The organism is Janthinobacterium sp. JC611, assembly GCF_018682595.1.
Lineage (GTDB): Bacteria > Pseudomonadota > Gammaproteobacteria > Burkholderiales > Burkholderiaceae_D > Janthinobacterium.
In genome coordinates this window covers 118291-143219 of record NZ_JAFLJN010000015.1, presented here as the reverse complement: position 1 = coordinate 143219, position 24929 = coordinate 118291, and the positions used below count along the sequence as shown (strand labels likewise).

The window sequence follows — 24929 nt, the reverse complement described above, 5'->3', positions numbered from 1 at the left end:
TCCCGTTTAACTCCACACTCTATATATCCAGTAACTTTCATCCTCGCGGCTGGCACGCGCCAGTTCGGTGGGACTCAAGCCCGTGATGGCGCGCACCTCGCGGCACAGGTGGGCCTGGTCGGCGTAACCGCCGTCGGCGGCGATATCGCTCCATGAGGCCTTGCCTTGCAGCATGGCCTCGCGGGCGTCGAGAAACGACTGTTCCGCGCGGCGCATGCGGCGCAAGGTGCGCATGGGCTGGCCGGCCCAGGTCTTGATGCGGCGCTCGATATGGCGCGCGCTGCTGGCCAGGCCCGTCGATGCCGCCTGCACGCCCAGGCGGCGCACCCAGTCCTGTATGGCGCCGGCCGGATGGTCGCCGCTCTTGCGCGCCAGCGCCCAGCGCGGCGCCAGGAACGCTTCCACCAGCGCGATGCGTGCCGCGTCGTCGGGTGCGGCCAGCACGGCATCGGACAGCGCCAGCCAGTCGGCGTCGAACAGGGGTTCGAGCGGGCGCACCTGGTCGAACAGGACCGCCATGTCGATGCCCGTCAGCGCATGCAGGGCGGCCGGATACAGCATCACCATGAACGAGTGCACGGGACCGGGGTTGTAGCTGACCAGCGGATAGCCGCGCGGGCCGCTGAACAGGGCGGGCGGCATGCGCACCTGCTGCAGGTCGGGGCCAGGCGCCGCCGCCTCGACCTCGCCCGCGACGGTCCACAGCAGGCAGCACATGGGTGTGGCGGGAAACCGGTTCAGGCGCTGCGCTGGCGGCAACGGCGCGCAGCGCGTGGTGTCGCGCACGAGGAAGGCGCGCACGCAGGAAGCGAGCGCGGTGCGCGGCGCGATCAGGCGCGTGACGGGTGCAAGTGCGGGAGTCGGTATGTAAGCCATGGCGGCCATTGTAGCGGGAATTTTTGCTGCGCCACGCTGTCGTAAACGTTCAAGACAAGCGGGCCTCCATCGCGTAGAGTATGGTTATTATTGCAAGCAATCCTCGTACTTTCACCGTATCGACAGGAGATGTTCATGCCGCCACTCGACCACGCCGCCGCGCCCGCCATCGCGCGGCCCTTGCGCCAGATCCGCCGCTTGCCGGGGCCGTTCGCCCTGCCCATCGTCGGCAACAGCCTGCAGATCAAGCTCACCCGCATCCACCGCGACGTGGAAGAGTGGGTGCGGCGCTACGGTCCCTACCTGCGCGCATGGTTCGGCCGCACCCTGGTGCTGGTGGTGGCCGACAGCGAGGCCGTCGGCGCCGTGCTGCGCGACCGGCCCGACGGTTTTCGCCGCCCCCTGAGCAGCTCCCTCGTCTCCGACGAAATGGGCGGCGTGCCCGGCCTGTTCCTGGCCGAGGGCACGGAGTGGCGCAACCAGCGCCGCATGGTCATGGCCAGCATGGCGCCCGGCGCCATCAAGGCCTATTTCCCGGCGCTGGTGACGGTGGCGCAGCGCCTGCGGCGGCGCTGGCATCTTGCCGCCACGCAAGGCCAGGCCATCGACCTGGACGGCGACCTGAAACGCTACACGGTCGACATCATCGCCGGCCTGGCCTTCGGCACGGAAGTCAATACGCTGGAATCGGGAGAAGACGTGATCCAGCGCCACATGGATGACATCCTGCCCGCCGTGGCGCGGCGCAGCCTGTCCATGTTCCCCTACTGGCGCTATGTCAAGCTGCCCATCGACCGCCGCCTGGACCGCGACGTGGCGGCCCTTTCCGTCGCCGTGGCCGACCTGGTGCAGCAGGCGCGCACGCGTATGGCGCGCGACCCGGCGCGGCGCGAGCGTCCGCCCAACTTGCTTGAAGCCATGATCGCCGCCGCCGACCTGGAAGGCAGCGGCGTGACCGACCGCAACGTGGCCGGCAACGTGCTGACCATGCTGCTGGCGGGCGAAGATACGACGGCCAACACGGTATCCTGGATGATCTACCTGTTGCAGCGCCATCCGCACACCCTGGCCAAGGCGCGCGAGGAAGTGCGGCGCCTGGCGCCCGACGCGGCGCACTTCACGATCGAACAGATGGACAGCCTCGATTACCTGGGCGCCTGCGCCAGCGAAGCCATGCGCCTGAAGCCCGTGGCGCCCTTCCTGCCCGTCGAGGCACTGCGCGACACGGTGATCGGCGATATCGCCGTGCCGGCCGGCACCCTCGTGTGGTGCGTGATGCGCCATGACAGCGTGTCCGACGCGCACTTTCCCGACGCGCAAGCCTTCCAGCCCGAGCGCTGGCTGGCGGATGGCGCGGAGGCAAACAACAAGCGCGCCGCCATGCCCTTCGGCGCGGGCGTGCGCACGTGTCCGGGCCGCTACCTGGCCTTGCTGGAAATCAAGATCGCCATGGCCATGCTGCTGGGCAGCTTCGACATCGCCGGCGTCGATACGCCCGATGGCGGCGAGGCGCAGGAACTGATGGGTTTTGTGATGTCGCCCATCGGCCTGAGCATGCGCCTGGCGCCGCCGCAGTGATACCATGGGGGACGTCCCATTCATACGACCTCCCCATGACTATCCGCCTCGAATCGCCGCAGCAAGCCGACGTGCAAACCCTGATCGCCGAACTCGATGCGTATCAACAAACGCTGTATCCGGCCGAGTGCGTCTACTCGCTGGACCTGGCATCCGTGCCGCCGGACAGCCTGCTGTTCGCCGTCGCCCGCGATGCGGCAGGCACGGCGCGCGCCTGCGGCGCCATCGTCGTCACGCCCGCATTCGGCGAGCTCAAGCGCATGTACGTGCACCCGGACAGCCGTGGCCTGGGCCTGGGCAGGCGTCTGCTGGCGGTGCTGGAAGAACAGGCGCTGGCGCGCGGCTGCCGCTTGCTGACCCTGGAGACGGGCATCCACCAGCCCGCCGCCATCGCCCTGTACGCGCGCCACGGCTACCAGCGGCGCGGGCCGTACGGCGACTATCCCGACGATCCGTTCAGTGTCTTCATGGAAAAACCGCTGCAGGCGGCCGCATGAACGCGCCTCTCGACAGCCTGCTCGACATCCGCGCCCGCCTGCGCGCCTTTGCCGACGAGCGCGACTGGGACCAGTTCCACACGCCGAAAAACCTGGCCATGGCCCTGTCCGTGGAAGTGGCGGAACTGGTCGAGCACTACCAGTGGCTGCCCACGGGCGCGGATAGCGAACTGGACGAGGCGAAGCGCACGGGCATCCGCCACGAACTGGCCGACGTGCTGATGTATCTGGTGCGCCTGGCCGACAAGAGCGGCGTCGACCTGCACGCGGCCGTGCTGGAAAAGATGGAATTGAACGCGCAGAAATACCCGGCGCAGCAGGTGCGCGGCGACCCGCGCAAATACAGCGAGTACTGATCCCCACCCGTGCGTGGCTGCTGCGCAAAAAGGCGTAGCATCGGGCCATGCGTGCCTACCTCCCTCTCCTGCTGGCTTTGCTGCTTCCTGGCGCTGTTGCGCTGGCGCAAACCGCGCCCGTGCCGCAAGTCAAGGTGGACGCCACGCGCGACCCCGTCGACAAATCCTACCGCAAGATGCTGCAGGGCGTGGAACGCTTCGAGCGCGACCATGCGCTGGCGCCGCAGGCCGTGCTGCGCTTTCGCTTGCTGCCGCGCCAGCCCGGCGTGGACATGACGGGCGTGCAGCTGCGCATCGCCGGCGACACCGTCAGCATCCCCTTGCCGCTGGCCGAAGACAACAGCTTTGCCCCCGTGCGCAACGCGCAGGCCGCGCGCGAAGACGCCGTGCTGATCGCCAACCGCAAGGCCACCACCATGAGCTGGCGCGCGCAGGTGATCACGCCCGGCTTGCCGCCCGGCACGCGGCGCCTGGGCGATTTGCGCCTGGAATGCCGCGCCGGCATGGATTCCGGCCTGATCTCGAACGACCCGCAAATCATCGCCTGGCTGTCCAGCATGCTCTACAGCACGGATAAAGTGTGTTCCGAGCCGGATGGCAACTACCTGTTCTTCACGGACCGGCCCCTGTTCGGCGTCACCCTCGTGCATGGCGAGCGACGCCTGGCGCTGCCGTTCACCATGCTGTACGCGGGCGGCGAGCAAACGCCCGCCTCGCTGCCGTATTGCGATTGCCAGGTCTTGCTTGACCGCACGTATTACGCGCCCCTGTGGGACCAGAACTGGCCGGACGACACCCTGCTGGAATTTAGCTACATGGACGAGGCGGCGCCATGAAGCGGCTGTTGCTGATCGTGCTGATGCTGCTGGCCGCGTGCTCAGGCACGCGTGCCTTGCAGGCAAGCAAAAACGTACCGTACGCTACGCTGGAACAGACGGTGCGGCCGGGCAGCAGCACGCGCGAGCAGGTGCGCGCCGCGCTGGGAGACAGCACCTCGATCCGTTTCGACAGCGGCAATGAAGTGTGGATGTACACCTACCCGGCGGCCTCGGGCGCGCGGGGCGAATATGTCATTCTGTTTGGCGGGGATGGGGTGGTGAAGCAGGTGCGCAGCGGGGAGGTGTACCAGGTACGGAAATGACCCCGCCAGCATGGCGCTGGCGGGGTGGCCTGCTTATCTTGCCTTCAGCAAGGCCCGCGAGGCTACGCCGGCGCCCACGCTGCGGCCCACGCCCGTGGCCTTGCGCTTGGGCGACGCCTTCAGTTTGAAGATGCCGATCGACTGCGCCACGCTGTCCGTGCGCTGCGCCAGGTTGGTGGCGGCCGCCGCCGCCTGCTCCACCAGCGCCGCATTCTGCTGCGTGATGCCATCCATGTGGATGACGGCCTGGTTGACCTGGCCGATGCCCTGGTTCTGCTCGCGCGTGGTCGAGGAAATCTCGTCCATCACTTCCGTCACGCGGGCCACCGAGGCGATCACTTCCGTCATGGTGGCGCCCGCATTGCTGGTCAGCACGCTGCCCGCATTCACGGTGGCGATCGAATGGTCGATCAGGTTTTTCACCTCTTTCGCCGCCGTCGCCGAGCGCTGCGCCAGGCTGCGCACTTCGCCGGCCACGACGGCGAAGCCGCGGCCGTGCTCGCCCGCGCGCGCCGCTTCCACGGCCGCGTTCAAGGCGAGGATATTCGTCTGGAAGGCGATGCCGTCGATCAAACCGATGATGTCGAGAATCTTGCGCGACGACGTGCTGATCTCGTCCATCGTGGTCACCACTTCGCTGACGATGGTGCCGCCCTTGGCGGCGACGGTGGACGCCTGCGCCGCCAGGTCGTTGGCCGTGGCCACGTGGTCGGCGCTGTTTTGCACGGTCGACGTCAGCTCTTCCATGCTGGCCGCCGTCTGCTCCAGGCTGGACGCCTGCGATTCCGTGCGGCTGGACAGGTCCATGTTCCCGGTGGCGATTTCCGCCGTGGTGATGCGGATATCCTCGAAGTTGGCGCGCACGTCGCCGATGATGCTGTGCAAATTGATATTCGTCTGGCGCAAGGCCGCCATCAATTGGCCCATGTCATCGTCGCGCACCTTCTCGATGGCGCCCGTCAAGTCGCCACCGGCCATCTTGCGCGCCACCGTGATGGCCTCGCCCAGCGGTGCGACGAGGGAATTGTGCAGGTGGATCCAGAAATACAGCATCAGCACGATGGCGGCGGCGGCAGCGCCGCTGAGCCAGCTGCGTGCGGCCGTGCTCGTGTCGCCATCGATACTCCACACGGCGCAACCGAGGATGGCCAGCACCACGCCAAAGACGATGCAATGCAGGGCCAGGTCTTGCGACAGGCTCAGCTTGCGCCATTCGGCCAGCTTGGCGGCCCAGCCCTGGCGCACGACGCGGCCCTTGCGGATCGCCAGCCTGGCGGCATTGCCATCCTTGAAACTTTTATACAGGGCTGTCGCTTCGTTGATCTGCTCGCGCGTGGGCTTGGTGCGCACGGACATATAGCCGATCGGGCGGCCATTTTCGATGACGGGCGTGATGTTCGCGAAAACCCAGTAGAAATCGCCGTTCTTGCAGCGGTTCTTGACCATGCCGGTCCACGGCATGCCCGTCTTGATCGTCGCCCACAGGTCGGCGAACGCTTCGGCCGGCATGTCGGGATGCCGCAGGATATTCTGTGGTGCACCCAGCAGTTCCATTTCTGAAAAACCGCTGACTTCAATGAAATACTGATTGGCGTAATTGATGTTTCCCTGTAAATCCGTGGTGGAAACAATCGTCATGCCTTCATTTAATACGTATTCATTTTGCGTGATAGGCGTATTGACCCGCATCGTCGCTCCTCTATATTTTTTTCAACTAGCATAACAAAAACATAAAAACAATATATCACATCAAGCACGCATGAGATATCGCCCAGGCGACAATGACGCCAGTCAAACAATATAATAAAAGTCAATTCATGTATGTTTTATAATTTACTTTGAATTAACTTGATTGTTTTTATTGAAATATCAAATTCAAATCGCGCGCATGCACAATAGTTAATAGAAAAATATTTATCGACGCGATGCGCAATAAACATGGCGTTTGCGCCGATAAAAAGATGCACAGGGGCCGCCATGATGGCCGGCATAGGGCCGCGCCTGCCGGCAAGCATGCTGCGGCAACGCAGTTCATTTCTTGGGGGAAAATAAAAACTGGCGCGAACGCGCCAGCCGGGGGATGTGTCTCCAATCCGCGACACAGGCGCCGGGGAGACGCCTGTGACGGGATCGCTTACTTGAACGTTTTGCGCGGCGCTTTCGGACGCGGTGGCGCAGGCTTGCGCTCCGTCGTGCCGTCGTCCAGGCTGATGCGCAGTTTCTGGCCCGAGACCACGACCGATTTCAGGTGATCGAGGATTTCCGGCGGCATGCCTTCCGGCAGGTCCAGCACGCTGTAATTGTCAAAGATATCGATGCGGCCGATATGCTTGGCTTCCAGGTTCGCTTCGTTGGCGATGGCGCCAACGATGTTGCTTGGCGTTACGGCGTGCTCGCGGCCCACTTCGATGCGGTAGGCCGTCACGCCTGGGCGTGGACGTTCCTTCTTCGGCGCGCGCGGCGCCGGGGCGGCCTCGCCCGCGTCCGCTGGCGCGGACTTGGCGGCGAACGGCTTGCGCGGCGCGGCTGGCGGCGCCAGGTCCGGCGCGTCGCCGTCGCGGCTGATGCGCAGCTGCTGGCCCGCGACCCACACGGTTTTCAGCTGGTCCAGCAATTCTTTCGGCATGCTGTCTGGCAAGTCCAGGACGCTGTAGTCGTCATAGATTTCGATGCGGCCGATGTTTTTCGAATCGATGCCCGCTTCGTTGGCGATGGCGCCCACGATATTGCCCGGCTTCACGCCATGCTGATGACCGACTTCAATACGGAAAGTCTGCATGCCGGCGTCGGCAGGACGGGAGATGCGTTCCTTTTTCGGGAAGGCCGGGCGTTCGCTGCGCTCGAAACGGTCATTGCGCTCAGGGCGGTCGAAGCGGTCTTGGCGCACGGGACGGTCGTCTTGCCACGTGGCTTGCTCGCGCGCCTTGTTCTTGTCCAGCAACAAAGGCACATTGCCACGCGCCATCTTCGCCAGGGCGGCGGCGATTTCGATGGCGGGAATGTTCTGTTCGCGTTCGAAATCTTCGATCAGCGACTGGAACTGTTCCAGTTCGCCCAGGGCCAGGGTTTCGCTGATCTGTTCCTTGAACTTGGCGATGCGCACGTCGTTGACGGCCTGGATCGTCGGCAGTTCCAGCATGCCGATCGGCTGGCGCGTGGCGCGTTCGATGGAGCGCAGCAAGTTCTTTTCGCGTGGGGTGATGAACAGGATCGCTTCGCCGCTGCGGCCGGCGCGGCCCGTGCGGCCGATGCGGTGGGTATAGCTTTCCGGATCGTGCGGCACGTCGTAGTTGACGACGTGGCTGATGCGCTCGACGTCCAGGCCGCGGGCGGCCACGTCGGTTGCCACGAGGATGTCGATCTTGCCGTCTTTCAACTGCTGGATCGTGCGCTCGCGCTGCGCTTGCTGGATGTCGCCATTGATGGCGGCGGCCGAGAAGCCGCGCGCCTGCAGCTTGCCGGCCAGCTCTTCCGTGCCCAGCTTGGTGCGGGCGAAGATGATCATGCCGTCGAACGCTTCCGCTTCCAGGATGCGGGTCAGCGCGTCGAGCTTGTGCATGCCCGACACCAGCCAGTAGCGCTGGCGGATGTTGTCGGCCGTGCCCGTCTTGGCGGCGACCGTCACTTCGGCCGGGTTCACCAGGTAGGTCGTGGCGATGCGCTTGATGACGGAAGGCATGGTGGCCGAGAACAGGGCCGTTTGATGGCCATCCGGCGTTTCTTTCAAGATGCGTTCGACGTCGTCGATAAAGCCCATGCGCAACATTTCATCGGCTTCGTCCAGCACCAGCGTTTTCAGCTTGGACAGGTCGAGCGACCCCTTGTCCAGGTGATCGATGACGCGGCCAGGCGTGCCGACGACGACGTGCACGCCGCGGCGCAGGGCCGACAACTGCGGGCCGTAGCTTTGGCCGCCGTAGATCGGCAGCACATGGAAGCCGGGAATGTGGGCGGCGTACACCTGGAACGCTTCGGCGACCTGGATGGCCAGTTCGCGCGTCGGTGCCAGGACCAGGGCTTGGGGTGAGCTTTGTTTCAGATCGATGCGCGACAGGATAGGCAAGGCGAAGGCGGCGGTCTTGCCCGTGCCCGTTTGCGCCTGGCCCAGCACGTCGCGGTTCGCGAGCAATAATGGAATCGTGGCCGCCTGGATAGGCGACGGTGTTTCGTAACCGACATCCTTGAGCGCGCGAACCAGCGGCTCGCTCAGGTTAAGGTCGGAAAATAAGGAAATTGGTGTATCAGACATGAAATCACTCACAAGTTCGCTCGAATCGCCCAATGCGAAAGAGTGTATCCGCTAGTTTACTCTTTACTGGACCGTACCGGGTGGCCGCATGCCGTAGAACGCCGTTTTTTGCGGCATATCTACGTAAAAAAGGCAGAAAAATCGGCGATCCGCACGCAATTGGCGCGTGCTTTTGCCAACATTGGACGATACACAACAATATGCCACCTGCGCCTGTTCTTCGTGGCAACAGCTACGGCGGGCGCCTCGCCAGCATGGCGCCCGCCCCCGTTTCAGGTGCGCAAAAACTCCAGCAAGTCCGCGTTCAGCCGGTCCTTGTGCGTCGTCGCCAGGCCATGCGGCGCGCCCGCATACACGAGCAGCTTGCTGCCGATGATGAGCTCGGCCGTGCGCCGCGCCGAGGCGGCAATCGGCACGATCTGGTCGTCGTCGCCGTGGATCACCAGGGTCGGCACGTCGAACCTGGCCAGGTCGGCCGTGAAATCCGTCTCCGAAAATTGCTTGATGCACAGGTAGGCGGCGGGCATGCCCGCCTGCATGCCTTGCAGCCAGAAATGCTCGCGCACGCCCTGCGACGGTGTCGCGCCGGGCCGGTTGTAGCCATAGAACGCCTCGCTCAAGTCGCGGAAGAAGGCGCTGCGGTCGGCCTGCACGCCAGCGCGGATGGCGTCAAACGTCGACAGCGGCAAGCCCAGCGGATTATCGGCCGTTTGCAGCATCAGCGGCGGCACGGCGCCCACCAGCACGGCGCCGGCCAGGCGCTCCGTGCCGTGGCGGCCGATATAGCGCGCCACCTCGCCGCCGCCCGTCGAGTGCCCCACCAGGGTGGCGCCCGTCAAGTCCAGCGCCGTGATCAGGGCGGCCAGGTCGTCCGCATAGGTATCCATGTCGTTGCCGCCGAAAGGCTGGCTGGAACGTCCATGGCCGCGCCGGTCGTGCGCGATGACGCGGTAGCCGCGCGAGGCCAGGTAAAACATCTGGTCTTCCCAGGCGTCGGACGACAATGGCCAGCCGTGGCTGAAGACGACGGGCGGGCCGCTGCCCCAGTCCTTGTAGTGGATCAGGGTGCCGTCGGCGGTACGCAGCGTGTTACTCGATTGCAATTCAGGGCTAGTCATGGAACGCTCCTTGTCGGTGGACCAGCGGCCATTGTGGCCGCAATCGGCTGGCGCGCGCCGCGCGCTAGGCCAGAGCATTGCGGTAGAGTAAGATTGTCGCTGTTTTGTCTTCACTTTTGGAGTTGTCATGCGTGTCCCCTTCGTCCTCGCCGCCAGCCTGCTCAGCACGGCTCCCCTCGCCCAACCGCTCGTGGCCGAGGCGCCTCTGCGCGCCCACCTGTCCTTCCTGGCCGACGATTTGCTGGAAGGACGCGGCACAGGCCAGCGCGGCGGCGACCTGGCCGTGCGCTACCTGGAAACCCAGGCGGCCGTGGCCGGCTTGCAGCCATTGCCTGACGGCACGTATCGCCAGGCGCTGACCATCGTCGGCAGCAAGGCCTTGCCATCGAGCACAGTGACCTTCAGCGCGGGCGGCCAGACCTTGTCCCCCGCCTTCGGCCAGGACATCGTCTTCGGCGCGGCCAACGGCAAGGAAAAAGTGGCGTTCGACGCGCCCGTCGTGTTCGCCGGCTACGGCATCCGCGCACCCGAGGAAAACTGGGACGATTTCAAGGGCATCGATCTGAAAGGCAAGCTGGTCATCATGATGGTCAACGACCCGCAGCCCACAAGCGACGAGCCGAACCGCTTCGCCGGCAAGTCGCTGACCTGGTACGGCCGCTGGGTCTACAAGTACGAGGAAGCACTGCGCCAGGGCGCCGCCGGCGTCTTGCTGATCCACACGACCGCATCGGCGTCGTACCCGTGGTCGGTGCCGGCCAACGGTTTCGGCCATGAGCGCTTCAACCTGGCCGGCGCGGGCAATGCCATGGAAGGCTGGCTGCAGGAAGACATGGCGCGCGCGCTGTTCCAGGCGGGCGGGCAAGACCTGGACGCCTTGCGCGCGCAGGCGGAAACGCGCGCGTTCCGCCCCGTAGCCCTGAACGCCACGGTCAAGGTGGTCTTGAACAGCCAGATCCGCAGCATCGAGCAATTCAACGTGGCCGGCATCGTCCCGGGCACGGACCCGAAATTGAAGGACGAAGCCGTGATCTATTCGGCGCACTGGGACCACCTGGGCAAGGATGACGACGGCGGCAGCCGCGGCGGGCAAAGCGACCACATCTACAATGGCGCCATCGACAACGCCTCGGGCGCGGCGGCCCTGCTGGCCATGGCGCAAGTGGCCGTCAAACAACCGGCGCGCCGCACGCAGATCTTCCTGTGGCCGGCTGGCGAGGAAACGGGCATGCTGGGCAGCACGGCCTACACGCGCGCGCCCCTGTGGCCGCTGGCGAAAACCGCCGCCGACCTGAACCTCGACAGCTTGAACTTCGTCGGCAAGACGCACGACATCGGCGTGGCCGGCGCCGAGCGCAGCAGCCTGTACGCGAGCGCCGCCAAGGTGGCCAAGCGCATGGGCTTGCGCCTGGCGCCCAGCATTCCCGACCTGTCCGGCGCGTTTTACCGGGCCGACCATTTTGCCTTCGCCAAGGCTGGCGTGCCCGCCTTCAACGTGGGCTCGGCCGTGTTTTCCGGCGACGGCTCGTTCGACTTCGTCCGGGAGCCGAAAGCGTCGGGCGAACGCCTGGTGGCGTTCAAAAAGGATTACCACCAGGTCACCGATGAATACCACCCGTCGTGGGACTTGTCGGGCATGGTGCAGCAGGCGCAGTTCACCCTGAACCTCGGCTATGAAGTGGCGAATGACAAGAATTTGCCTACATGGAACAAGGGCGAGGCGTTTGGCAAGGTGCAACGCTAGGCGCCATGAAAAACACCGGCCTGGCCGGTGTTTTCATTTAAATCGCCATGATGCGTTTCAGGTCGACGAATGCCGTTTCATACAAGTGCTGGAACGCACCGACCATGACCTCTTCCACGCCTTCGGCCGCGTCGAATTCGCTCGACCATTGCGCCACGCAGGAAGCGGCACCCGGTTCGCCCGTGACGCGCAGGGTGGAACGGTAGTTCTTGACGGGGATCGGGCCAGAGACGATGGTGTAGCTGTAGCTCTTGTCCGCTTCGCTGTAGCTTTGCAGGCGCTCGGCGATGATGGCGCCGTCCGTGGTTTTCAGGCGGCGCACCCGGCCGCCGTGTTCGGACAGGCTGGTCTTGATCGAGCTGGACCATTCAGCCAGCGACTGGAAGCCGCCGATAAAATCCCACACTCTTTCGGCGCTTGCCGCCAATGTTACAGAAACAATTACTTGGGCCATCTTTAATTCGGTTCCTCATCCAGGTTTGCCGGGCGCCGCGCCCGGCCGGCCGGAGTTGCCCGGCACAGCCGCTATTTTAGCGCCCATGCGGCTTTGCTGCTGGGCGGATATCGACGTGAACAGCGTCGGCGATCCAGCCAGGCGAGGCAACCTTACAAGTTTTCTGCCAGGAAAATCAAGGAATTGCCATGCGCGTGGGCGGCCGCGCGTTGCTGGTAGCTGTCGCGGTGGGTGCAGTTGAAACCGTGCTCGGCGCCCGGGTAGATATGGATTTCCACGTCTTGCCGGTCTTCGAAGCGCTCGGCGATCTTTTGCACGGCTTCCGGCGGAATGTGGCTGTCCTGGCCGCCGAAATGCATGAGCAACGGCACCTGGATGCGGTCGGCCAGGTCCAGCTTGTTCTGGATGCCGCCGCCGTAATAGGCGACGGCCGCGTCGACCAGGCCGGCCGCGGCCGCCTGGTACGACAGGCGGCCGCCGAAGCAGTAGCCGACCGAGGCCAGCTTGCCCGTCACTTCCGGACGCGCGCGCAGGACGGCGACGGTGGCGGCGATATCGCTATCCACATGCGGATTGTCGGTGGCCTGCATCAGTTCGACGGCACGCTTCCAGCCGTCCGCGTCGTAGCCCAGCTCGATGTGCGCGCCGGCGCGCCAGAACAGGTCGGGCACCAGCACCACGTAGCCATCGGCCGCGTACTGGTCGGCCACGGCGCGGATGTGTTCATTGACGCCGAAAATTTCCTGCAACAGGATGATGGCGGGGCCCTTGCCCACGTGCGGCACGGCCAGGTAAGCCTGGAAACTGCCGTCCGGGCCGGCGATATCGATCCACTGCGATGTTGTGCTCATAGAAACTCCAGTCTGAGGTTGGGGGGAATGCCACAAGCAGGCATGTTACTGGTTTTCCCCTCTTTCTGCGCCCGCCCTTTGTCCAGGCTCAATACATCTCGCGCAGGTAAATCACGGGACCCGACTTGAAGACGCCAAAGACGACGGTGCCCACGGTGCTGGCCAGATAGGGATGGCTGCCCACGGACACATCGACGCTGCCGGCCTTGCCGGCGCCGGGCGCCAGCAGGGTCAGGAGATTGGTTTGCGGCAGTGTCCCTTGAGCAACGGTATAGGTCCGGTCATCGACGGCCAGCGCGGCGCAGTCCAGCGTTTTCTTGCAATTGGCCAGCACCACATCCGGCTTCTTGATCGCACTGATGCTGTCGAGCAGATTCGTGACCCATTTCGTCCCATTCCAGTACTGGACTTGTACGGCCAGCCGGACGGGCAGCAATTCGGAGCCATAGCCGTGAGGCACCATCCATTGCCCCGACAGCACGGTCATACGTGCCTCGTTCTGAATCACTGGCGAGATTGAGCTGACGACGATGCTGCCCGGATACGTGCTGCTGGCGCGCAAACGCACGTCGGTGGGCGCGATCTTCGCCGGCACGCCTGCCTTGCCCGGAAAACGGTAGGCGACCATGGGCGAGGCGACGCCGAGGGTGAATTTCGCCGGTGCCACGCCGGTGACGGTGTTCTGCTCCTTCTTGCCGTCGGTAAGGCGGCTGCTGCCATCAGAAGTGCTCGACGGAAAGGAAATCGTGCCCGTGGCCGCATCCAGGCCTTCGAGCAGCACCGGCGCCAGGGCCGTCGGGTTGCGGTCGTCATAGTTTTGCGTCGTCGTCCCGCTCAGGGCGCGCGCCGTCACGCGTACGCCGATCGCCTGCCCCGAGTAGGCGTAGCGGCCTGTCGTCCCATCGTTGGCGCAGGTGAGCGGCGGCGCGCATGGCATGGCGATACCATTGGCGACCTTCGGCAAGTCACCCTTGCTGTTGTCCTTGATCAGCTCCGTGATGAAGTGGTGCGGGATAAACTGCACCTCCTTGCTCACGCTCGGGGTGGGCGCAGCAAGGTTGGCGTCCAGGTAGCCCTTGGGATTGGCCAGATTGAAGGCGATGGTGATCGTTCCCACTTCCGGCCAGCTCATGTCGCTGCTGGCAACGATGCCATTCTTGAAGACCACGCTTCCCTGCATGGCCGGCTTGGCCGGCTTGTCTGGTGCGGCAATCTCAGCCGTCGTCGGCTTGACCAGGCTGGCCAGCGAAGGCAGCGCCGTCTCTGCTATCTTTTCATTGCCGAAATTCGGCGTCACCTGGTCCACGCTATTGAGCGCGCTCATGCTGACCGCCACGGGCGCGCCCGCGCGCTGGGGAGTGGCAATGGCAGCGGCGCCGAACTTGGCCGGCACGACGATGACGCTGCCGCTGCCGGTCATGCTCAAACCGGCGTCGCCGGTTGTGGCCGATCCCGTATAGGTGGCCTTCAAATTCAGCTGTCCCACGTCCGCATACGACATGAAGGCCGTGGCGATGCCCAGGCCGTTGAACGCCAGGTTGACGGTCGCGCCCGTCGTGCTGCAGGCGCTGGCACTATTCGGGGCCAGCGGCACGAAGCCCCCCGTACCTTGCACGAGAACAGGCAGGGTACCGCTGGCGGGATTGTCATAGCTGCAAGCGAGGTTCAGGTTCTTGCTGGTATTTTTGAACAGGGGCACGCACGCTTGCGGGGTCGCGCTGGGAGGGGCTTGCACGGCGCTGACTTCGAACGCCTTTTGCGTGGCAGAAACATGATTGACGGGTGTGACGGTCAAGCCTGTCGCCGCAAAGCTCATGTCGCAGCTGCCGCTGTTGTCCGATGCCCGCTTGCACACGAGCGCGCCCGTGGTGCCGGGCACGCTCGTCAGGCTCAAGGTGGCCGTGCCGACCGTGTACTGGCGCACGCTGGCCGTTGCCACCCCGCTGCTGTCTATCTGCGTCGCCGTGCCGCCAGGGCTGACGGTGACATTCACGCCGCCCGTATACTTGGCACTGCAGGCGGCATTCGCGCACGCCGTGACCGTCACCGCCTGCGGCGCGCACGTCAGGGCATTGCCCGAATGCTCGATCTGGAAGTGGTCGGGCCCGGCCTGCGTGCCGGGTCCGCATTTCGGCCCCATCGGTTCGTTGAAGGCCCAGCCGCTGTTGTTCGTCACGCAGCTGCACGGATTCGACGGCGTATACGCCTTGCAAGTGATGGTCTGCTGCACCCGGCCCTGCCAGCCCAGGGTGATGTGGTCGACCTTGGCGTTGCCCGTGATATACGCGTTGGACGAGTCAAGGGTCACCTCGCCGGCGTCCACATTGCCCTTGATGCCATTGCCGGAGGCGATGGTGAGCTTGTTCGAGGCAGTGACGTTGCCCGTGACCAGCAGGCCGGAGGCCTTCAGGTCGATGACAGGCGACGTCAGGTCGCCCGTCACCTGGCTGCCCGAACCGACGACGAGCGAGGTGCTGGCCGTGATGTCGCCCTGTACCTGGCTGTTCGACGCGTCGATGCTAACGACGGGCGCCTTGGTGGCGCCCTTCAGATTGCTGCCCGAGCCGAGGCTGAACGCATTGACGGCCGTCACGTCGCCCGTGATCGTCACGCTGGAACTGGTGGAGATGCTGCCGCCGTTGACGGGTCCCGTTATCGTCGAACTGGAGCCGATGCTGACGTTGCCGCTGGCCTTTACGCTGCCCGTGATCGTGACCTTGGAGTTGCCGCTGATCGAGCCGCCGCTGATGGCGCCATTCAGCGTCGAGCCGGAGGAAATGTCGATATTGCCCGTGGCCGTGATATTGCCCGTCACCTTCACGGGCGTGCCGCCCAGGGAGACGGACGCCGCCGAGATATCGGCCACGAGCACGGTGCCGCCCTGCGAGCCCACCTTGAAATTGCCGCCCTTGGCCGTCAGGCTACCGCCCGTGATCTTCAGGTTGGGCGGATTGACATTGCCGATGTCGATATTTTTGTTGGCCGTCAGGGCCGCCGTGCCGCTCATGCTCAGGCCCTGGTTGTAGTCGATGCTCACATCGCTGTTGACCGTCACGCCATAGCCGCTGGCGATGACGACGTTGTCGGTGCTGCCCATGATCAGGCTGGCGCACGTGTATTGGGTGCTGGACGCCGGCAGGCTGCAGCCGCTGACGGCGCCGCCATTGAAGTTGAGCGTGGCCGCGTGGGCAAGGGATGCGCCCAGCAGCAATGTCAGGGCGGCAAAAGTGTGGAGTAAGCGCACGATATCGAGGAATCCGGTGGGTGGGAAGCCAGCGGGCGCGCGGATTATTTCATGCTAACCTACGCCATCGCTGTTGTTGCATTATGGCAGTATTTATCCCCCTCGCGCATATCGCATGATCAAGCAAAGCCCCAAAGAATTCCCCCTGCGCACCGTCGACATCATCGTCTATCCCGGCTTCAAGGCGCTCGAAGCCATCGGCGCCATGAAAGTGTTTGACTACGCCAACACCCATTTGCGCCTGCGCAATCTGCCCGGCGGCTACGACGTGCGCATCGCCTCGACGGCCATCGGCCCGGTCGAGTCGGACACCCTGATGTCGCTGCACGCCAGCAAGGCGCTCGATGCCAGCCGCTTGCCCGACCTGGCCGTCATCGTCGGCTGCCACCACGTCGAGCAAGTCTTGCAGGACATTCCCGCCCTCGCCGCCTGGGTGGCCGAGGCCGCGCCGCGCATCGACACCCTGGCGGCCCTGTGCACGGGCTGCTTCTTCCTGGCCGAGGCCGGCGTGCTGGACGGCAAGAGCGCCGCCACGCACTGGAGCGCCGTGGACAGCCTGCGCCAGCGCTATCCATTGATACAGGTCAATGCCGATGCGATTTTCGTGCGGGAAGGGAAATTCTGGACGTCGGCCGGCGTGACGGCCGGCATCGACCTGGCGCTGGCCCTGGTGGAAGACGATTTCAGCCGCGATATCGCGCTGGAAGTGGCGCGCGACCTGGTCGTGTACCTGAAGCGGCCCGGCGGCCAGTCGCAGTTTTCCGTGCACTTGTCGAGCCAGATGACGACGCATCCGAGCATCCGCCAGTTGCAGGGCTGGATCATGGAGCATCTTGCCGACGAGCTCACCGTGCCGCTGCTGGCGGCCAGGCTGGCCATGAGCGAACGCAATTTTACGCGCGTCTTCCAGCGCGAAACGGGCGCCAGCCCCACGGAATTCATCGACACGGCCCGCTTCGAAGTGGCGCGCCGCTTGCTGGAAGACAATGTGTCCTCCTTAAAACAGGTGGCCGCACAGGCGGGCTTGCATAGCGAGGAAAGGCTGCGCCGCCTGTTTCAAAAGAAACTCGCCATCACGCCGCGCGATTACCGCGAGCGCTTTTCCAGCACGGCGCGCTAGGGCTTCAGCGTGGCTTGCCGTGACGTACGTGGCGCGTGGCCAATTGGCGGCTCTGCCGAGCCAGCGGTGTAAACAGGAGTGCGCACAGCAGATAGGTGGCCAGCAGCGCCAGCCAGATGGCGGGCGTGGCAAGGCTGGCGGCATTGCTCCACCACAAAGCCAGCAGGGAAGACAGGGCCGCGCCGAGAAAGACGGGCAGCATGCGGCGCAAGGTCGCGAGGTAGGCAGTGGCAAACATGGACGGCTCCCAAAGCAAGGCGGATGCCTTCACACTAGCAGGGGCCGGCGGCGAAGTACAGCCTGCCGCCCTGCCCCGTCCGCCATGTGTTGCGCAATGAGTACAGTCAGATAAAATTAGTACAACACGACGGAACGGATCGACTCGCCGCTCTTCATCAGGTCGAAGCCCTCGTTGATGCGTTCGAGCGGCAAGCGGTGCGTGATCAGGTCGTCAATGTTGAGTTTGCCTTCCATATACCAGTCGACGATCTTCGGCACGTCCGTGCGGCCGCGCGCGCCGCCGAAGGCCGAACCGCGCCATTCGCGCCCCGTCACCAGCTGGAACGGGCGCGTGGAAATTTCCTGCCCGGCCGCCGCCACGCCGATGATGAAGGACTTGCCCCAGCCCTTGTGCGTGCACTCGAGCGCCTGGCGCATCAGGGTCGTGTTGCCGACGCATTCGAAACTGTAGTCGGCGCCGCCGTCCGTCAGCTGCACGATGGCGTCGACGACGTTTTCCACCTCGTTCGGGTTAATAAAATGCGTCATGCCGAACTTGCGCGCGATGGCCTGGCGCGCCGGGTTGATGTCGATGCCGATGATCTTGTCGGCGCCGACCATCTTCGCCGCCTGGATCACGTTCAGGCCGATACCGCCCAGGCCGAAGACGGCCACGTTGGCGCCCGCCTCGACCTTGGCCGAGAACAGCACGGCGCCCACGCCCGTCGTCACGCCGCAGCCGATGTAGCAGACCTTGTCGAACGGCGCATCTTCGCGGATCTTCGCCAGGGCGATTTCCGGCACGACGATGTAATTCGAAAAGGTGGACGTGCCCATGTAGTGGAACAGCGGCTGGCCATTCAGCGAGAAGCGGCTGGTGGCGTCCGGCATCAGGCCACGGCCCTGGGTCGAGCGGATGGCCTGGCACAGGTTCGTCTTTTGCGACAGGCAGAATTTGCACTGGCGACATTCCGGCGTGTACAGGGGGATGACGTGGTCATCTTTTTTCAGGGTGGTCACGCCCGGGCCCACGTCGACGACGACGCCGGCGCCTTCATGGCCGAGGATGGCGGGGAAGATGCCTTCCGGATCGGCGCCCGACAAGGTGTAGTAATCGGTGTGGCAAATGCCCGTCGCTTTCAGCTCGACCAGCACTTCGCCGGCGCGCGGGCCGGCCAGCTCGACTTCTTCGACGGTCAGCGGGGCGCCCGCCTTCCAGGCAATCGCGGCTTTGGTTTTCATGGGATCTCTTCCTGCTCGGTTTCAGATGCGCCATTATCGGGCGCCGGCGGGCGCGGTGGCGCGCCTGGCTCCGCGCTTGTCTGAAAACACGGCGCATTTGTCCGATGCCGCCGTACGTTTGCGCCAGCGCAAACCTCCCGACACGAAGACGCGCATTCTAGGCACAAGCCCATCCCCTAGAGCAGCCATTGCGTCGTTCCCGCAGGATACCGACATGCGCCACCTCCTACGCCGACTGTCCCCCACCTGGCTGGTCCTGCTGCTGGCCTGCTGCCTGGGCTTGCTGGCCGCGTGCGGCGGCGGCGACGCTCCCCCTGCGCCAGGCAGCGGCAGCCTGAACGTCACCATCCGCGGCTTGCCAGCCGGCGTGGCCGCCGCCGTCACGGTGACGGGGCCCGCGTCGTACAGCAAGCTGCTGACGGCGTCCGGCACGCTCGATGGCCTGACGCCCGGCACCTATGCGGTCGGCGCCGCCAGCGTGCTACAAGGAACAGCCAGCCTGGTGCCCGTGCCGGCGACGCAACAAGTGCAGCTTGGCGCCGGCGCCACGGCCAGCGCCACCGTCACGTATGCGGCCGGCGCGCCGCTGGCCTTGCGCCTGCAGGAAGTGGCCAGCGGACTGGATACCCCCATCTTCCTGACGGCGCCGCCGGGCGACAGCCGTTTGTTCATCCTTGAACGCCCCGGGCGCATCCGCGTGGTGCAAGGCGGCAACCTGCTGGCCACGCCCTTCCTCGACATCAGTGCACTCACCACCACCAGCGGCGAGCGGGGCCTGCTGTCGCTGGCCTTCCATCCGCGATACGCCAGCAACGGCTATTTCTTCCTGTATTACACGAACCGGGATGGCGATATCGCCATCGAGCGGCGGCAAGTATCGGCCGGTAACGCCAACGTGGCCGATCCCCTGTCCGCGCTGGCCATCCTGACGATACCGCACCCCACGTTCAGCAACCACTATGGCGGCTTGCTCAGCTTTGGCCCGGACGGCTACCTGTACGCGGGCACGGGCGACGGTGGCGGCGGGGGCGACCCGCCCGGCAACGCGCAAAACACGAACGTCCTGCTGGGCAAGCTGCTGCGCCTGGACGTCAACGCCAGCACAGTGGCCCAGCCATATGCCATTCCACCCGGCAATCCATTTGCCACGGCAGGCGGACGCCCTGAAATCTGGGCCTACGGCTTGCGCAATCCATGGCGCTACGCCTTCGACGTGCCGGCCCAGCTGCTGTACATCGCCGACGTGGGCCAGGCCAGCTGGGAAGAGGTCGATGTGCGCCCCGTGGGTCAGGCGGGCAACAACTATGGCTGGAACATCATGGAAGGGTTGCACTGCTATAACAGCGCCAGCTGCAACCATACGGGACTGGTCCTGCCCGCCATCGAATACGGCCACGATACGGCCGGCGGCTGTTCGATCACGGGCGGCTATGTGTACCGGGGCACGGCCTTGCCGGAACTGGCGGGACAGTACCTGTATGCCGACTACTGCAGCGGCTGGTTGAAAAGTTTCAGCTACAGCAATGGCACGGCCTCGGCCGTGACGGACTGGAGCATCACGAACGTGGGCAATATCCTGTCGTTTGGCCAAGATGCGCAGAACGAGCTGTACATGCTGAGCGGCACGGGCAAGGTGTACCGCATTGTGCGCCAGTGAAGCGCAGCGCGTGCGACAGACGGCGTTTTTCGACGGCGCGCGGGGAACCGGCTAGAATTGCATTTTCCGCCGCGCCCTGCGCCCTAGCCCAAGAGAACACCATGGCCCGTTTGAAACTTGAATTCCCCGAAGACCAGTACTGCTATTCCTCGCAACTGACGGTACGCACGACGGACATCAACGCCGGCAACCATCTCGGCAACGATTCCATGATTTCCATGATTTCCGAGGCCCGCGCCCGCTTCCTGTTCGAATATGGCGTGCGCGACATCGAAGCGGACGGCACCGGCATCATCGTCACCGACCTGGCCACCACCTACCGCGCCGAAGCCCATGCGCGCGACCAGTTGCTGTTCGAAGTGGGCGTCATGGATTTCAACAAGTATGGCGGCGACATCACCTTCCGCATCACGCGCCCGCGCGACAATACCCTGATCGCCATGGCCAAGTCCGGCTTTGTATTTTTCAACTATAAGCTCAGCCAGGTCGTGCCCATGCCGGAAGATTTCGGCAGCAAGTTCCCACAGGTGAACTGGATCGATTAATTCGCGCGCCATGCTGTATGCTTGCCAGGAAGATAATTAATTCTGGAGCGGCATGCGATTAGCGATAAGGGCAGGACTGTGCTTCACCCTGGCGTTGTTGGGCGTCTCGCCGTGCGCCGGGGCCGCGCCGCAAACCGTCGTCCTGTATGGCGACGACGATTATGCACCGTACAGCTATGTGGAAAACGGCGTCTTCAAGGGCATGTATGTCGACATCCTGCGCCTGGCGGCCCGCGCGATGCCCGCTTACCGGCTGGAACTGCAGCCGCGTCCGTGGAAACGGGGGCTTGATGCGCTGGAAAAGGGACAGGTTTTCGGCCTGTTCCCGCCCGGACGCAAGACGGAACGGCCGTATGTGCAACCGTATTCGGCCGTGCTGTACCGCGAATCGGTGGTGCTGTTTTGCCATGACGCCGTCATGCGCACGCCGCGCACGCGGTTTCCCGCCGACTTTGCCGGCCTGACCATCGGCGTCAATACAGGATTTTTGCTCTCGGAAAAATTGATGGCGCCGGCCCGCGCAGGATTGTTGCGCCTGGAAGCGGCCAAGGGAAATGAAGCCAATCTGAAAAAACTGGCCCTGGGGCGCATCGATTGCTACGCCAGCGACCGCGGCGCGGCCCGCCACACGGCGCGCCGGCTGCGAGGCGAGCTGGCCAGTTTGGACTTTACCTTGCACGAAGTGCTGGAGCTGTCGTCCGAAGCCACCCATATCGCCTACAGCGCCCGCAACACGCCGGCCTACAAGGCCGATTTCATCGAGAAAATGAATGCCGCCCTGCTGGCCCTGCGGCAGAGCGGCCAGCTAGCGCGCATCGAAGGGGCTTATTTACGTTGATTATCTGCGCTGAACGTCGCGCGGCTGCAAGGTGATCACGGGACTACTGCGGCCCTGTGGCTTGACGCCGAAGGTATTCTTGAACCACTCGTCGATCATGCGCTTTTCATAGCGCAAGGCATCGTTGCTGGAATAACGATTGATATGCTGCAAATACGACATATCCGACAGATAGGCGTTGCCGCTGGCAATGACCTTGCCATGTTGTTCGAGCGTATAGCGCAAGCGCAGGCGCGGCCAGTCCGCACGGCCCGTCATCACGCGCACATCGAAGGCGCCGCGGCGCGCCGGGTCTTCGCGTCCCGCCAGGTCGACATCGGTGATCTCGATCCTGAGATCCTGCCCATGGGGCAAGCTCTTGCCCAGCCAGGTGAAGTGATTGGCCAGGCCCGCCAGCACCTGCTCCCGGTCGCGCGAGCTGAACGGTACATCGGAATAATCGTCGGGCTTGTCGAACGTCACCTGGACGCCCGCCCAGGCGCTGCTGCCAGCGGCCAGCGCCAATGCGGCCACCCATGTTTTCGTCAGTCTGGAAATACGCATATGCATTCCTTTCAGAAAGTTCACGGCAAGCAGACGCTGCAATGCCGCATCTGCCTGCTCACACCAGACTATAGACCGAAGTGAAAATTTCCGGAGCGCAATACGTTTCGCGCGGCCGCAGACCACGCGGCCGGCTGTGCCTGGCAAACTGTACAGCTTACTTGCGCGCCTGGCGCTTCACCTTGACGCCAAAGGTATCGGCATACCAGTCATCGATCATCAGCTTTTCATAGCGCAGCTTTTCATTGCTGAAGTAATGATTGATACGGCTCAGGTACGACATGTCGGACAGGGCTGCATCGCCACTGCGAATGACCTTGCCATCCTGTTCCAGCACATAGTGCAGGCGTATGCGCGGCCAGTCGACCCGGCCACTCATGACGCGGATATCCTGCCCGGCACGCAGGGACGGATTTTCACGTCCCGCCAGATCCACGTCCGTGACGTCGATTTTCAAGGTCTGCCCGGGCGGCAGCGATGCGCCCAGTTTCTCGAAATGCCGGCCCAGTTCCTTCAACACCTCGTCGCGTTCCTGCGGGTTGAACGGAACATCCGTGAATTGATCCGGTTTGCTGAACCGCACTTCCGTTCCTGCCCAGGCGGCGCTGCTGGCCAGCAAGGCCAGACCGACGACCAGGGCGCGCGTCGTTTGCTTTTGCATGATGTACCCTTTCAGGAAATGTGAGTGGCATGGGGCCACTTCTTATGCCTGTCAAATATAGCGCGCTGCATCCCATTCTGGCGCGGAATTCATACCTTGTTACTTTTCTGTTTTACCGCCAGAAAGGCGATACGCCGTATTTTTTGCAGATTCATTGGCAATATTAACTAAAACAAAGTATTGTCTTGAAAATATAGTTGCCTAAGCGATAAAGTATAGATAGTGTCAGCTGCATGGATTTACAGTGCTTTTTTGGCACGCGTGTTGCATGATTCTAGTCAATTGTTCTTGCTTATTGTTAATACTTAGCTGTCAGTCTACAATCGACAAAATGCGCCCGAAAAACGCGCAACGCCAGTAGTGGCGCACAGGCAAGCCTGGCGCGGGCGTCTCAGCATTGCGTCAGTTATGCCTTTTAGCGGAACTCGCCCTTATGTCATTTTTGTCTTCAGCCTCACCCAAGTTACTCCCCTGGAAAGTCTTGCTCGTCGACGATGAACCCGACATCCATGACATCACCAAGCTGACATTGAGCCGTTTCCGCCTGGAAGGCCGCGCCTTGAGTTTCGTGCATGCCTACAGCGGCGCCGAGGCCAAGCAGGTGCTGGCGCGCGAGGCCGGCATCGCGCTGGTGTTTCTCGACGTGGTGATGGAACGCGAAGACAGCGGCCTGGAAGTGGCGCGCTGGATGCGCGAAGACCTGGGCAACCAGTTTACGCGCATCGTGCTGCGCACGGGCCAGCCGGGACAGGCGCCGGAAGAACGGGTGATCGTCAACTACGACATCAATGACTACAAGGAAAAGACCGAGCTCGACCGTACCAAGCTGTTCACCACCACCTTTGCCGCCTTGCGCGCCTACCGCGACATCATGAAGGTGGAAGAGGCGCGCCAGGCCCAGCTGCACTACCGCGAGGGACTCGAGCGCGTCATCGCCGCCTCGGCGCACATTTTCAAGCAGCGCAACCTGCGCGACTTCGCCAGCGGCCTGCTGCAGCAAGTCGTCGCCCTGCTGCGCCTGGAGACGAGCATGCTGCTGCGCCTGCGCGGCGCCAGCGCCATCACGGGCGAGCAGGACTATGAAATCCTCGCGCAGATCGGCGACACGGACGACGGCATCCTCAGCCCTTCCCTGCTGTCGCAGCTGGACCATGCCAAGAGCAACAAGATCTCGCGCCTGCACGGCGACACCTATGTCGGCTATTTCCCCAACAGCAGCGGCAAGGCGTCCTTGCTGGTACTCAAGGGCGTGGAAGAGATTTCCGACCTCGACGCGCAATTGCTGGAAGTCTTCTGCTCCGGCGTGGCGATCGCCTTCGACAACATCCTGCTGACGCAGGAAATCACCGATACCCAGGCCGAGCTGATCCTGCGCCTGGGCGACGTGGTCGAATCGCGTTCGCACGAAGGGGGCAACCACGTGCGCCGCATGGCCGAAGTGTGCCAGCTGCTGGCGCAGGCCTCCGGCATGTCGGAAGAGGAAACCATGGTGCTGCGCCACGCGGCGCCCATGCATGACATCGGCAAGATTTCCACGCCCGACGCCGTGCTGCTGAAACCGGGCAAGCTCGATGCGGCCGAGTGGGAAATCATGAAGCAACATCCGACGGTGGGCATGTCCATCCTCGACGGCTCGCAGCGCCCGCTCTTGAAGGCGGCCGCCGTGATCGCCCACCAGCACCATGAAAAATACGACGGCAGCGGCTACCCGCAAGGCCTGGTCGGCGAGCACATCCACAAATACGCGCGCATCGCCGCCGTCGCCGACGTCTTCGACGCCCTCATGCACAAGCGCTGCTACAAGGACGCCTGGCCCCTCGAGCGCGTGGTGGGCTACCTGCGCGAAGTGAGCGGCAGCCACCTCGACCCGCGCTATGTGGAGTTGCTGATTGAAAATCTCGATGCCGCGCTGGCGTTGAATCAGCGTTTCCCTGACTGATATGCACGGCCATCGTTTTCATTCTGCGAGCCCGCGCCGCAAGAGCGCCTGAAAAAC

Annotated in this window: 22 protein-coding genes; 11 read left to right on the top strand and 11 right to left on the bottom strand. The window is 63.9% G+C overall.

The window, feature by feature from the left end; genetic code table 11:
* Nucleotides 1-6: 6 nt before the first annotated feature.
* A complete protein-coding gene (locus J0O65_RS11620) occupies nt 7-876 on the bottom strand; it encodes a helix-turn-helix domain-containing protein (protein WP_215406885.1) in 870 nt (289 codons plus the stop codon).
* A gap of 135 nt (nt 877-1011) precedes the next feature.
* On the opposite strand from J0O65_RS11620, the gene J0O65_RS11615 reads away from it, so the two are divergent.
* From J0O65_RS11615 to bamE, 5 genes are read left to right on the top strand one after another with little or no spacing between them, the layout of a single operon-like run.
* Nucleotides 1012-2454 (top strand): cytochrome P450, encoded by a 1443-nt coding sequence (locus tag J0O65_RS11615; RefSeq protein ID WP_215406884.1) that lies wholly within the window; start codon nt 1012-1014, stop codon nt 2452-2454.
* A 35-nt stretch (nt 2455-2489) separates the two neighbouring features.
* Nucleotides 2490-2951: a GNAT family N-acetyltransferase gene (locus J0O65_RS11610; protein WP_215406882.1), complete on the top strand. Its 462-nt coding sequence runs from the start codon at nt 2490-2492 to the stop codon at nt 2949-2951.
* Complete coding sequence (locus J0O65_RS11605; RefSeq protein ID WP_215406880.1) at nt 2948-3307, top strand: nucleotide pyrophosphohydrolase; 360 nt, start codon at nt 2948-2950, stop codon at nt 3305-3307. The genes J0O65_RS11610 and J0O65_RS11605 overlap by 4 nt, the downstream gene beginning before the upstream one ends.
* Nucleotides 3308-3354: 47 nt before the next feature.
* Nucleotides 3355-4143, top strand: a complete 789-nt coding sequence (locus J0O65_RS11600) for a hypothetical protein (protein ID WP_215406878.1) — start codon at nt 3355-3357, stop codon at nt 4141-4143.
* Complete coding sequence (gene bamE, locus J0O65_RS11595; protein WP_215406877.1) at nt 4140-4448, top strand: outer membrane protein assembly factor BamE domain-containing protein; 309 nt, start codon at nt 4140-4142, stop codon at nt 4446-4448. Before J0O65_RS11600 ends, bamE begins: the two co-directional genes overlap by 4 nt.
* 33 nt (nt 4449-4481) lie before the next feature.
* Here the strand turns inward: bamE and J0O65_RS11590 are convergent, their stop codons facing one another.
* From J0O65_RS11590 to J0O65_RS11580, 3 genes are all read right to left on the bottom strand, one after another.
* Entirely contained in the window at nt 4482-6137 is a 1656-nt protein-coding gene (locus J0O65_RS11590; RefSeq protein WP_215406876.1) for a methyl-accepting chemotaxis protein, read from the bottom strand.
* Between the two features lie 445 nt (nt 6138-6582).
* The gene (locus tag J0O65_RS11585) at nt 6583-8697 is read right to left on the bottom strand and encodes a DEAD/DEAH box helicase (RefSeq protein WP_215406875.1); all 2115 of its coding nucleotides are present in this window, start codon (nt 8695-8697) and stop codon (nt 6583-6585) included.
* Between the two features lie 272 nt (nt 8698-8969).
* Nucleotides 8970-9815 (bottom strand): alpha/beta fold hydrolase, encoded by an 846-nt coding sequence (locus J0O65_RS11580; RefSeq protein WP_215406874.1) that lies wholly within the window; start codon nt 9813-9815, stop codon nt 8970-8972.
* A 127-nt stretch (nt 9816-9942) separates the two neighbouring features.
* Between J0O65_RS11580 and J0O65_RS11575 the strand changes: the two genes are divergently transcribed.
* Nucleotides 9943-11559: a M28 family peptidase gene (locus J0O65_RS11575; RefSeq protein WP_215406873.1), complete on the top strand. Its 1617-nt coding sequence runs from the start codon at nt 9943-9945 to the stop codon at nt 11557-11559.
* Between the two features lie 37 nt (nt 11560-11596).
* Here J0O65_RS11575 and J0O65_RS11570 read toward each other — a convergent pair whose 3' ends face one another.
* From J0O65_RS11570 to J0O65_RS11560, 3 genes are all read right to left on the bottom strand, one after another.
* Nucleotides 11597-12013 carry an SRPBCC family protein gene (locus J0O65_RS11570; RefSeq protein ID WP_215406872.1) on the bottom strand — a complete coding sequence of 139 codons (417 nt, stop codon included), beginning with the start codon at nt 12011-12013 and terminating at the stop codon, nt 11597-11599.
* A 152-nt stretch (nt 12014-12165) separates the two neighbouring features.
* Nucleotides 12166-12864 carry a dienelactone hydrolase family protein gene (locus tag J0O65_RS11565; protein WP_215406871.1) on the bottom strand — a complete coding sequence of 233 codons (699 nt, stop codon included), beginning with the start codon at nt 12862-12864 and terminating at the stop codon, nt 12166-12168.
* A gap of 88 nt (nt 12865-12952) precedes the next feature.
* On the bottom strand, nt 12953-16108 hold the full coding sequence (locus tag J0O65_RS11560) for a DUF6701 domain-containing protein (RefSeq protein WP_215406869.1): 3156 nt from the start codon (nt 16106-16108) through the stop codon (nt 12953-12955).
* A gap of 115 nt (nt 16109-16223) precedes the next feature.
* Here J0O65_RS11560 and J0O65_RS11555 point away from each other — a divergent pair, with 115 nt between their 5' ends.
* Nucleotides 16224-17228: a GlxA family transcriptional regulator gene (locus J0O65_RS11555; protein WP_215406868.1), complete on the top strand. Its 1005-nt coding sequence runs from the start codon at nt 16224-16226 to the stop codon at nt 17226-17228.
* Between the two features lie 4 nt (nt 17229-17232).
* Here the strand turns inward: J0O65_RS11555 and J0O65_RS11550 are convergent, their stop codons facing one another.
* Nucleotides 17233-17466: a hypothetical protein gene (locus J0O65_RS11550; RefSeq protein WP_034784311.1), complete on the bottom strand. Its 234-nt coding sequence runs from the start codon at nt 17464-17466 to the stop codon at nt 17233-17235.
* Nucleotides 17467-17582: 116 nt separating this feature from the next.
* Entirely contained in the window at nt 17583-18689 is a 1107-nt protein-coding gene (locus tag J0O65_RS11545; RefSeq protein WP_215406866.1) for an S-(hydroxymethyl)glutathione dehydrogenase/class III alcohol dehydrogenase, read from the bottom strand.
* Between the two features lie 214 nt (nt 18690-18903).
* On the opposite strand from J0O65_RS11545, the gene J0O65_RS11540 reads away from it, so the two are divergent.
* From J0O65_RS11540 to J0O65_RS11530, 3 genes are all read left to right on the top strand, one after another.
* Nucleotides 18904-20346: a PQQ-dependent sugar dehydrogenase gene (locus tag J0O65_RS11540; protein WP_215406864.1), complete on the top strand. Its 1443-nt coding sequence runs from the start codon at nt 18904-18906 to the stop codon at nt 20344-20346.
* Nucleotides 20347-20447: 101 nt separating this feature from the next.
* Nucleotides 20448-20891, top strand: a complete 444-nt coding sequence (locus J0O65_RS11535; protein ID WP_215406862.1) for a thioesterase family protein — start codon at nt 20448-20450, stop codon at nt 20889-20891.
* A gap of 52 nt (nt 20892-20943) precedes the next feature.
* The gene (locus J0O65_RS11530) at nt 20944-21729 is read left to right on the top strand and encodes a substrate-binding periplasmic protein (protein WP_215406860.1); all 786 of its coding nucleotides are present in this window, start codon (nt 20944-20946) and stop codon (nt 21727-21729) included.
* On the opposite strand, the gene J0O65_RS11525 is transcribed toward J0O65_RS11530, so the two are convergent.
* Nucleotides 21730-22272 carry a DUF3016 domain-containing protein gene (locus J0O65_RS11525; RefSeq protein WP_215406858.1) on the bottom strand — a complete coding sequence of 181 codons (543 nt, stop codon included), beginning with the start codon at nt 22270-22272 and terminating at the stop codon, nt 21730-21732. It abuts the gene before it with no gap.
* Between the two features lie 157 nt (nt 22273-22429).
* Nucleotides 22430-22933: a DUF3016 domain-containing protein gene (locus J0O65_RS11520; RefSeq protein WP_215406856.1), complete on the bottom strand. Its 504-nt coding sequence runs from the start codon at nt 22931-22933 to the stop codon at nt 22430-22432.
* 433 nt (nt 22934-23366) lie between these two features.
* Here J0O65_RS11520 and J0O65_RS11515 point away from each other — a divergent pair, with 433 nt between their 5' ends.
* Nucleotides 23367-24872: a DUF3369 domain-containing protein gene (locus J0O65_RS11515; protein ID WP_215406854.1), complete on the top strand. Its 1506-nt coding sequence runs from the start codon at nt 23367-23369 to the stop codon at nt 24870-24872.
* Nucleotides 24873-24929 lie beyond the last annotated feature (57 nt).

Excerpts from the sequence above, each read along its gene's own strand:
- J0O65_RS11620 (WP_215406885.1), bottom strand. The coding sequence starts at position 876 with ATGGCTTACATACCGACTCCCGCACTTGCACCCGTCACGCGCCTGATC.
- J0O65_RS11615 (WP_215406884.1), top strand. The coding sequence starts at position 1,012 with ATGCCGCCACTCGACCACGCCGCCGCGCCCGCCATCGCGCGGCCCTTG.
- J0O65_RS11610 (WP_215406882.1), top strand. The coding sequence starts at position 2,490 with ATGACTATCCGCCTCGAATCGCCGCAGCAAGCCGACGTGCAAACCCTG.
- J0O65_RS11605 (WP_215406880.1), top strand. The coding sequence starts at position 2,948 with ATGAACGCGCCTCTCGACAGCCTGCTCGACATCCGCGCCCGCCTGCGC.
- J0O65_RS11600 (WP_215406878.1), top strand. The coding sequence starts at position 3,355 with ATGCGTGCCTACCTCCCTCTCCTGCTGGCTTTGCTGCTTCCTGGCGCT.
- bamE (WP_215406877.1), top strand. The coding sequence starts at position 4,140 with ATGAAGCGGCTGTTGCTGATCGTGCTGATGCTGCTGGCCGCGTGCTCA.
- J0O65_RS11590 (WP_215406876.1), bottom strand. The coding sequence starts at position 6,137 with ATGCGGGTCAATACGCCTATCACGCAAAATGAATACGTATTAAATGAA.
- J0O65_RS11585 (WP_215406875.1), bottom strand. The coding sequence starts at position 8,697 with ATGTCTGATACACCAATTTCCTTATTTTCCGACCTTAACCTGAGCGAG.
- J0O65_RS11580 (WP_215406874.1), bottom strand. The coding sequence starts at position 9,815 with ATGACTAGCCCTGAATTGCAATCGAGTAACACGCTGCGTACCGCCGAC.
- J0O65_RS11575 (WP_215406873.1), top strand. The coding sequence starts at position 9,943 with ATGCGTGTCCCCTTCGTCCTCGCCGCCAGCCTGCTCAGCACGGCTCCC.
- J0O65_RS11570 (WP_215406872.1), bottom strand. The coding sequence starts at position 12,013 with ATGGCCCAAGTAATTGTTTCTGTAACATTGGCGGCAAGCGCCGAAAGA.
- J0O65_RS11565 (WP_215406871.1), bottom strand. The coding sequence starts at position 12,864 with ATGAGCACAACATCGCAGTGGATCGATATCGCCGGCCCGGACGGCAGT.
- J0O65_RS11555 (WP_215406868.1), top strand. The coding sequence starts at position 16,224 with ATGATCAAGCAAAGCCCCAAAGAATTCCCCCTGCGCACCGTCGACATC.
- J0O65_RS11550 (WP_034784311.1), bottom strand. The coding sequence starts at position 17,466 with ATGTTTGCCACTGCCTACCTCGCGACCTTGCGCCGCATGCTGCCCGTC.
- J0O65_RS11545 (WP_215406866.1), bottom strand. The coding sequence starts at position 18,689 with ATGAAAACCAAAGCCGCGATTGCCTGGAAGGCGGGCGCCCCGCTGACC.
- J0O65_RS11540 (WP_215406864.1), top strand. The coding sequence starts at position 18,904 with ATGCGCCACCTCCTACGCCGACTGTCCCCCACCTGGCTGGTCCTGCTG.
- J0O65_RS11535 (WP_215406862.1), top strand. The coding sequence starts at position 20,448 with ATGGCCCGTTTGAAACTTGAATTCCCCGAAGACCAGTACTGCTATTCC.
- J0O65_RS11530 (WP_215406860.1), top strand. The coding sequence starts at position 20,944 with ATGCGATTAGCGATAAGGGCAGGACTGTGCTTCACCCTGGCGTTGTTG.
- J0O65_RS11525 (WP_215406858.1), bottom strand. The coding sequence starts at position 22,272 with ATGCGTATTTCCAGACTGACGAAAACATGGGTGGCCGCATTGGCGCTG.
- J0O65_RS11520 (WP_215406856.1), bottom strand. The coding sequence starts at position 22,933 with ATGCAAAAGCAAACGACGCGCGCCCTGGTCGTCGGTCTGGCCTTGCTG.
- J0O65_RS11515 (WP_215406854.1), top strand. The coding sequence starts at position 23,367 with ATGTCATTTTTGTCTTCAGCCTCACCCAAGTTACTCCCCTGGAAAGTC.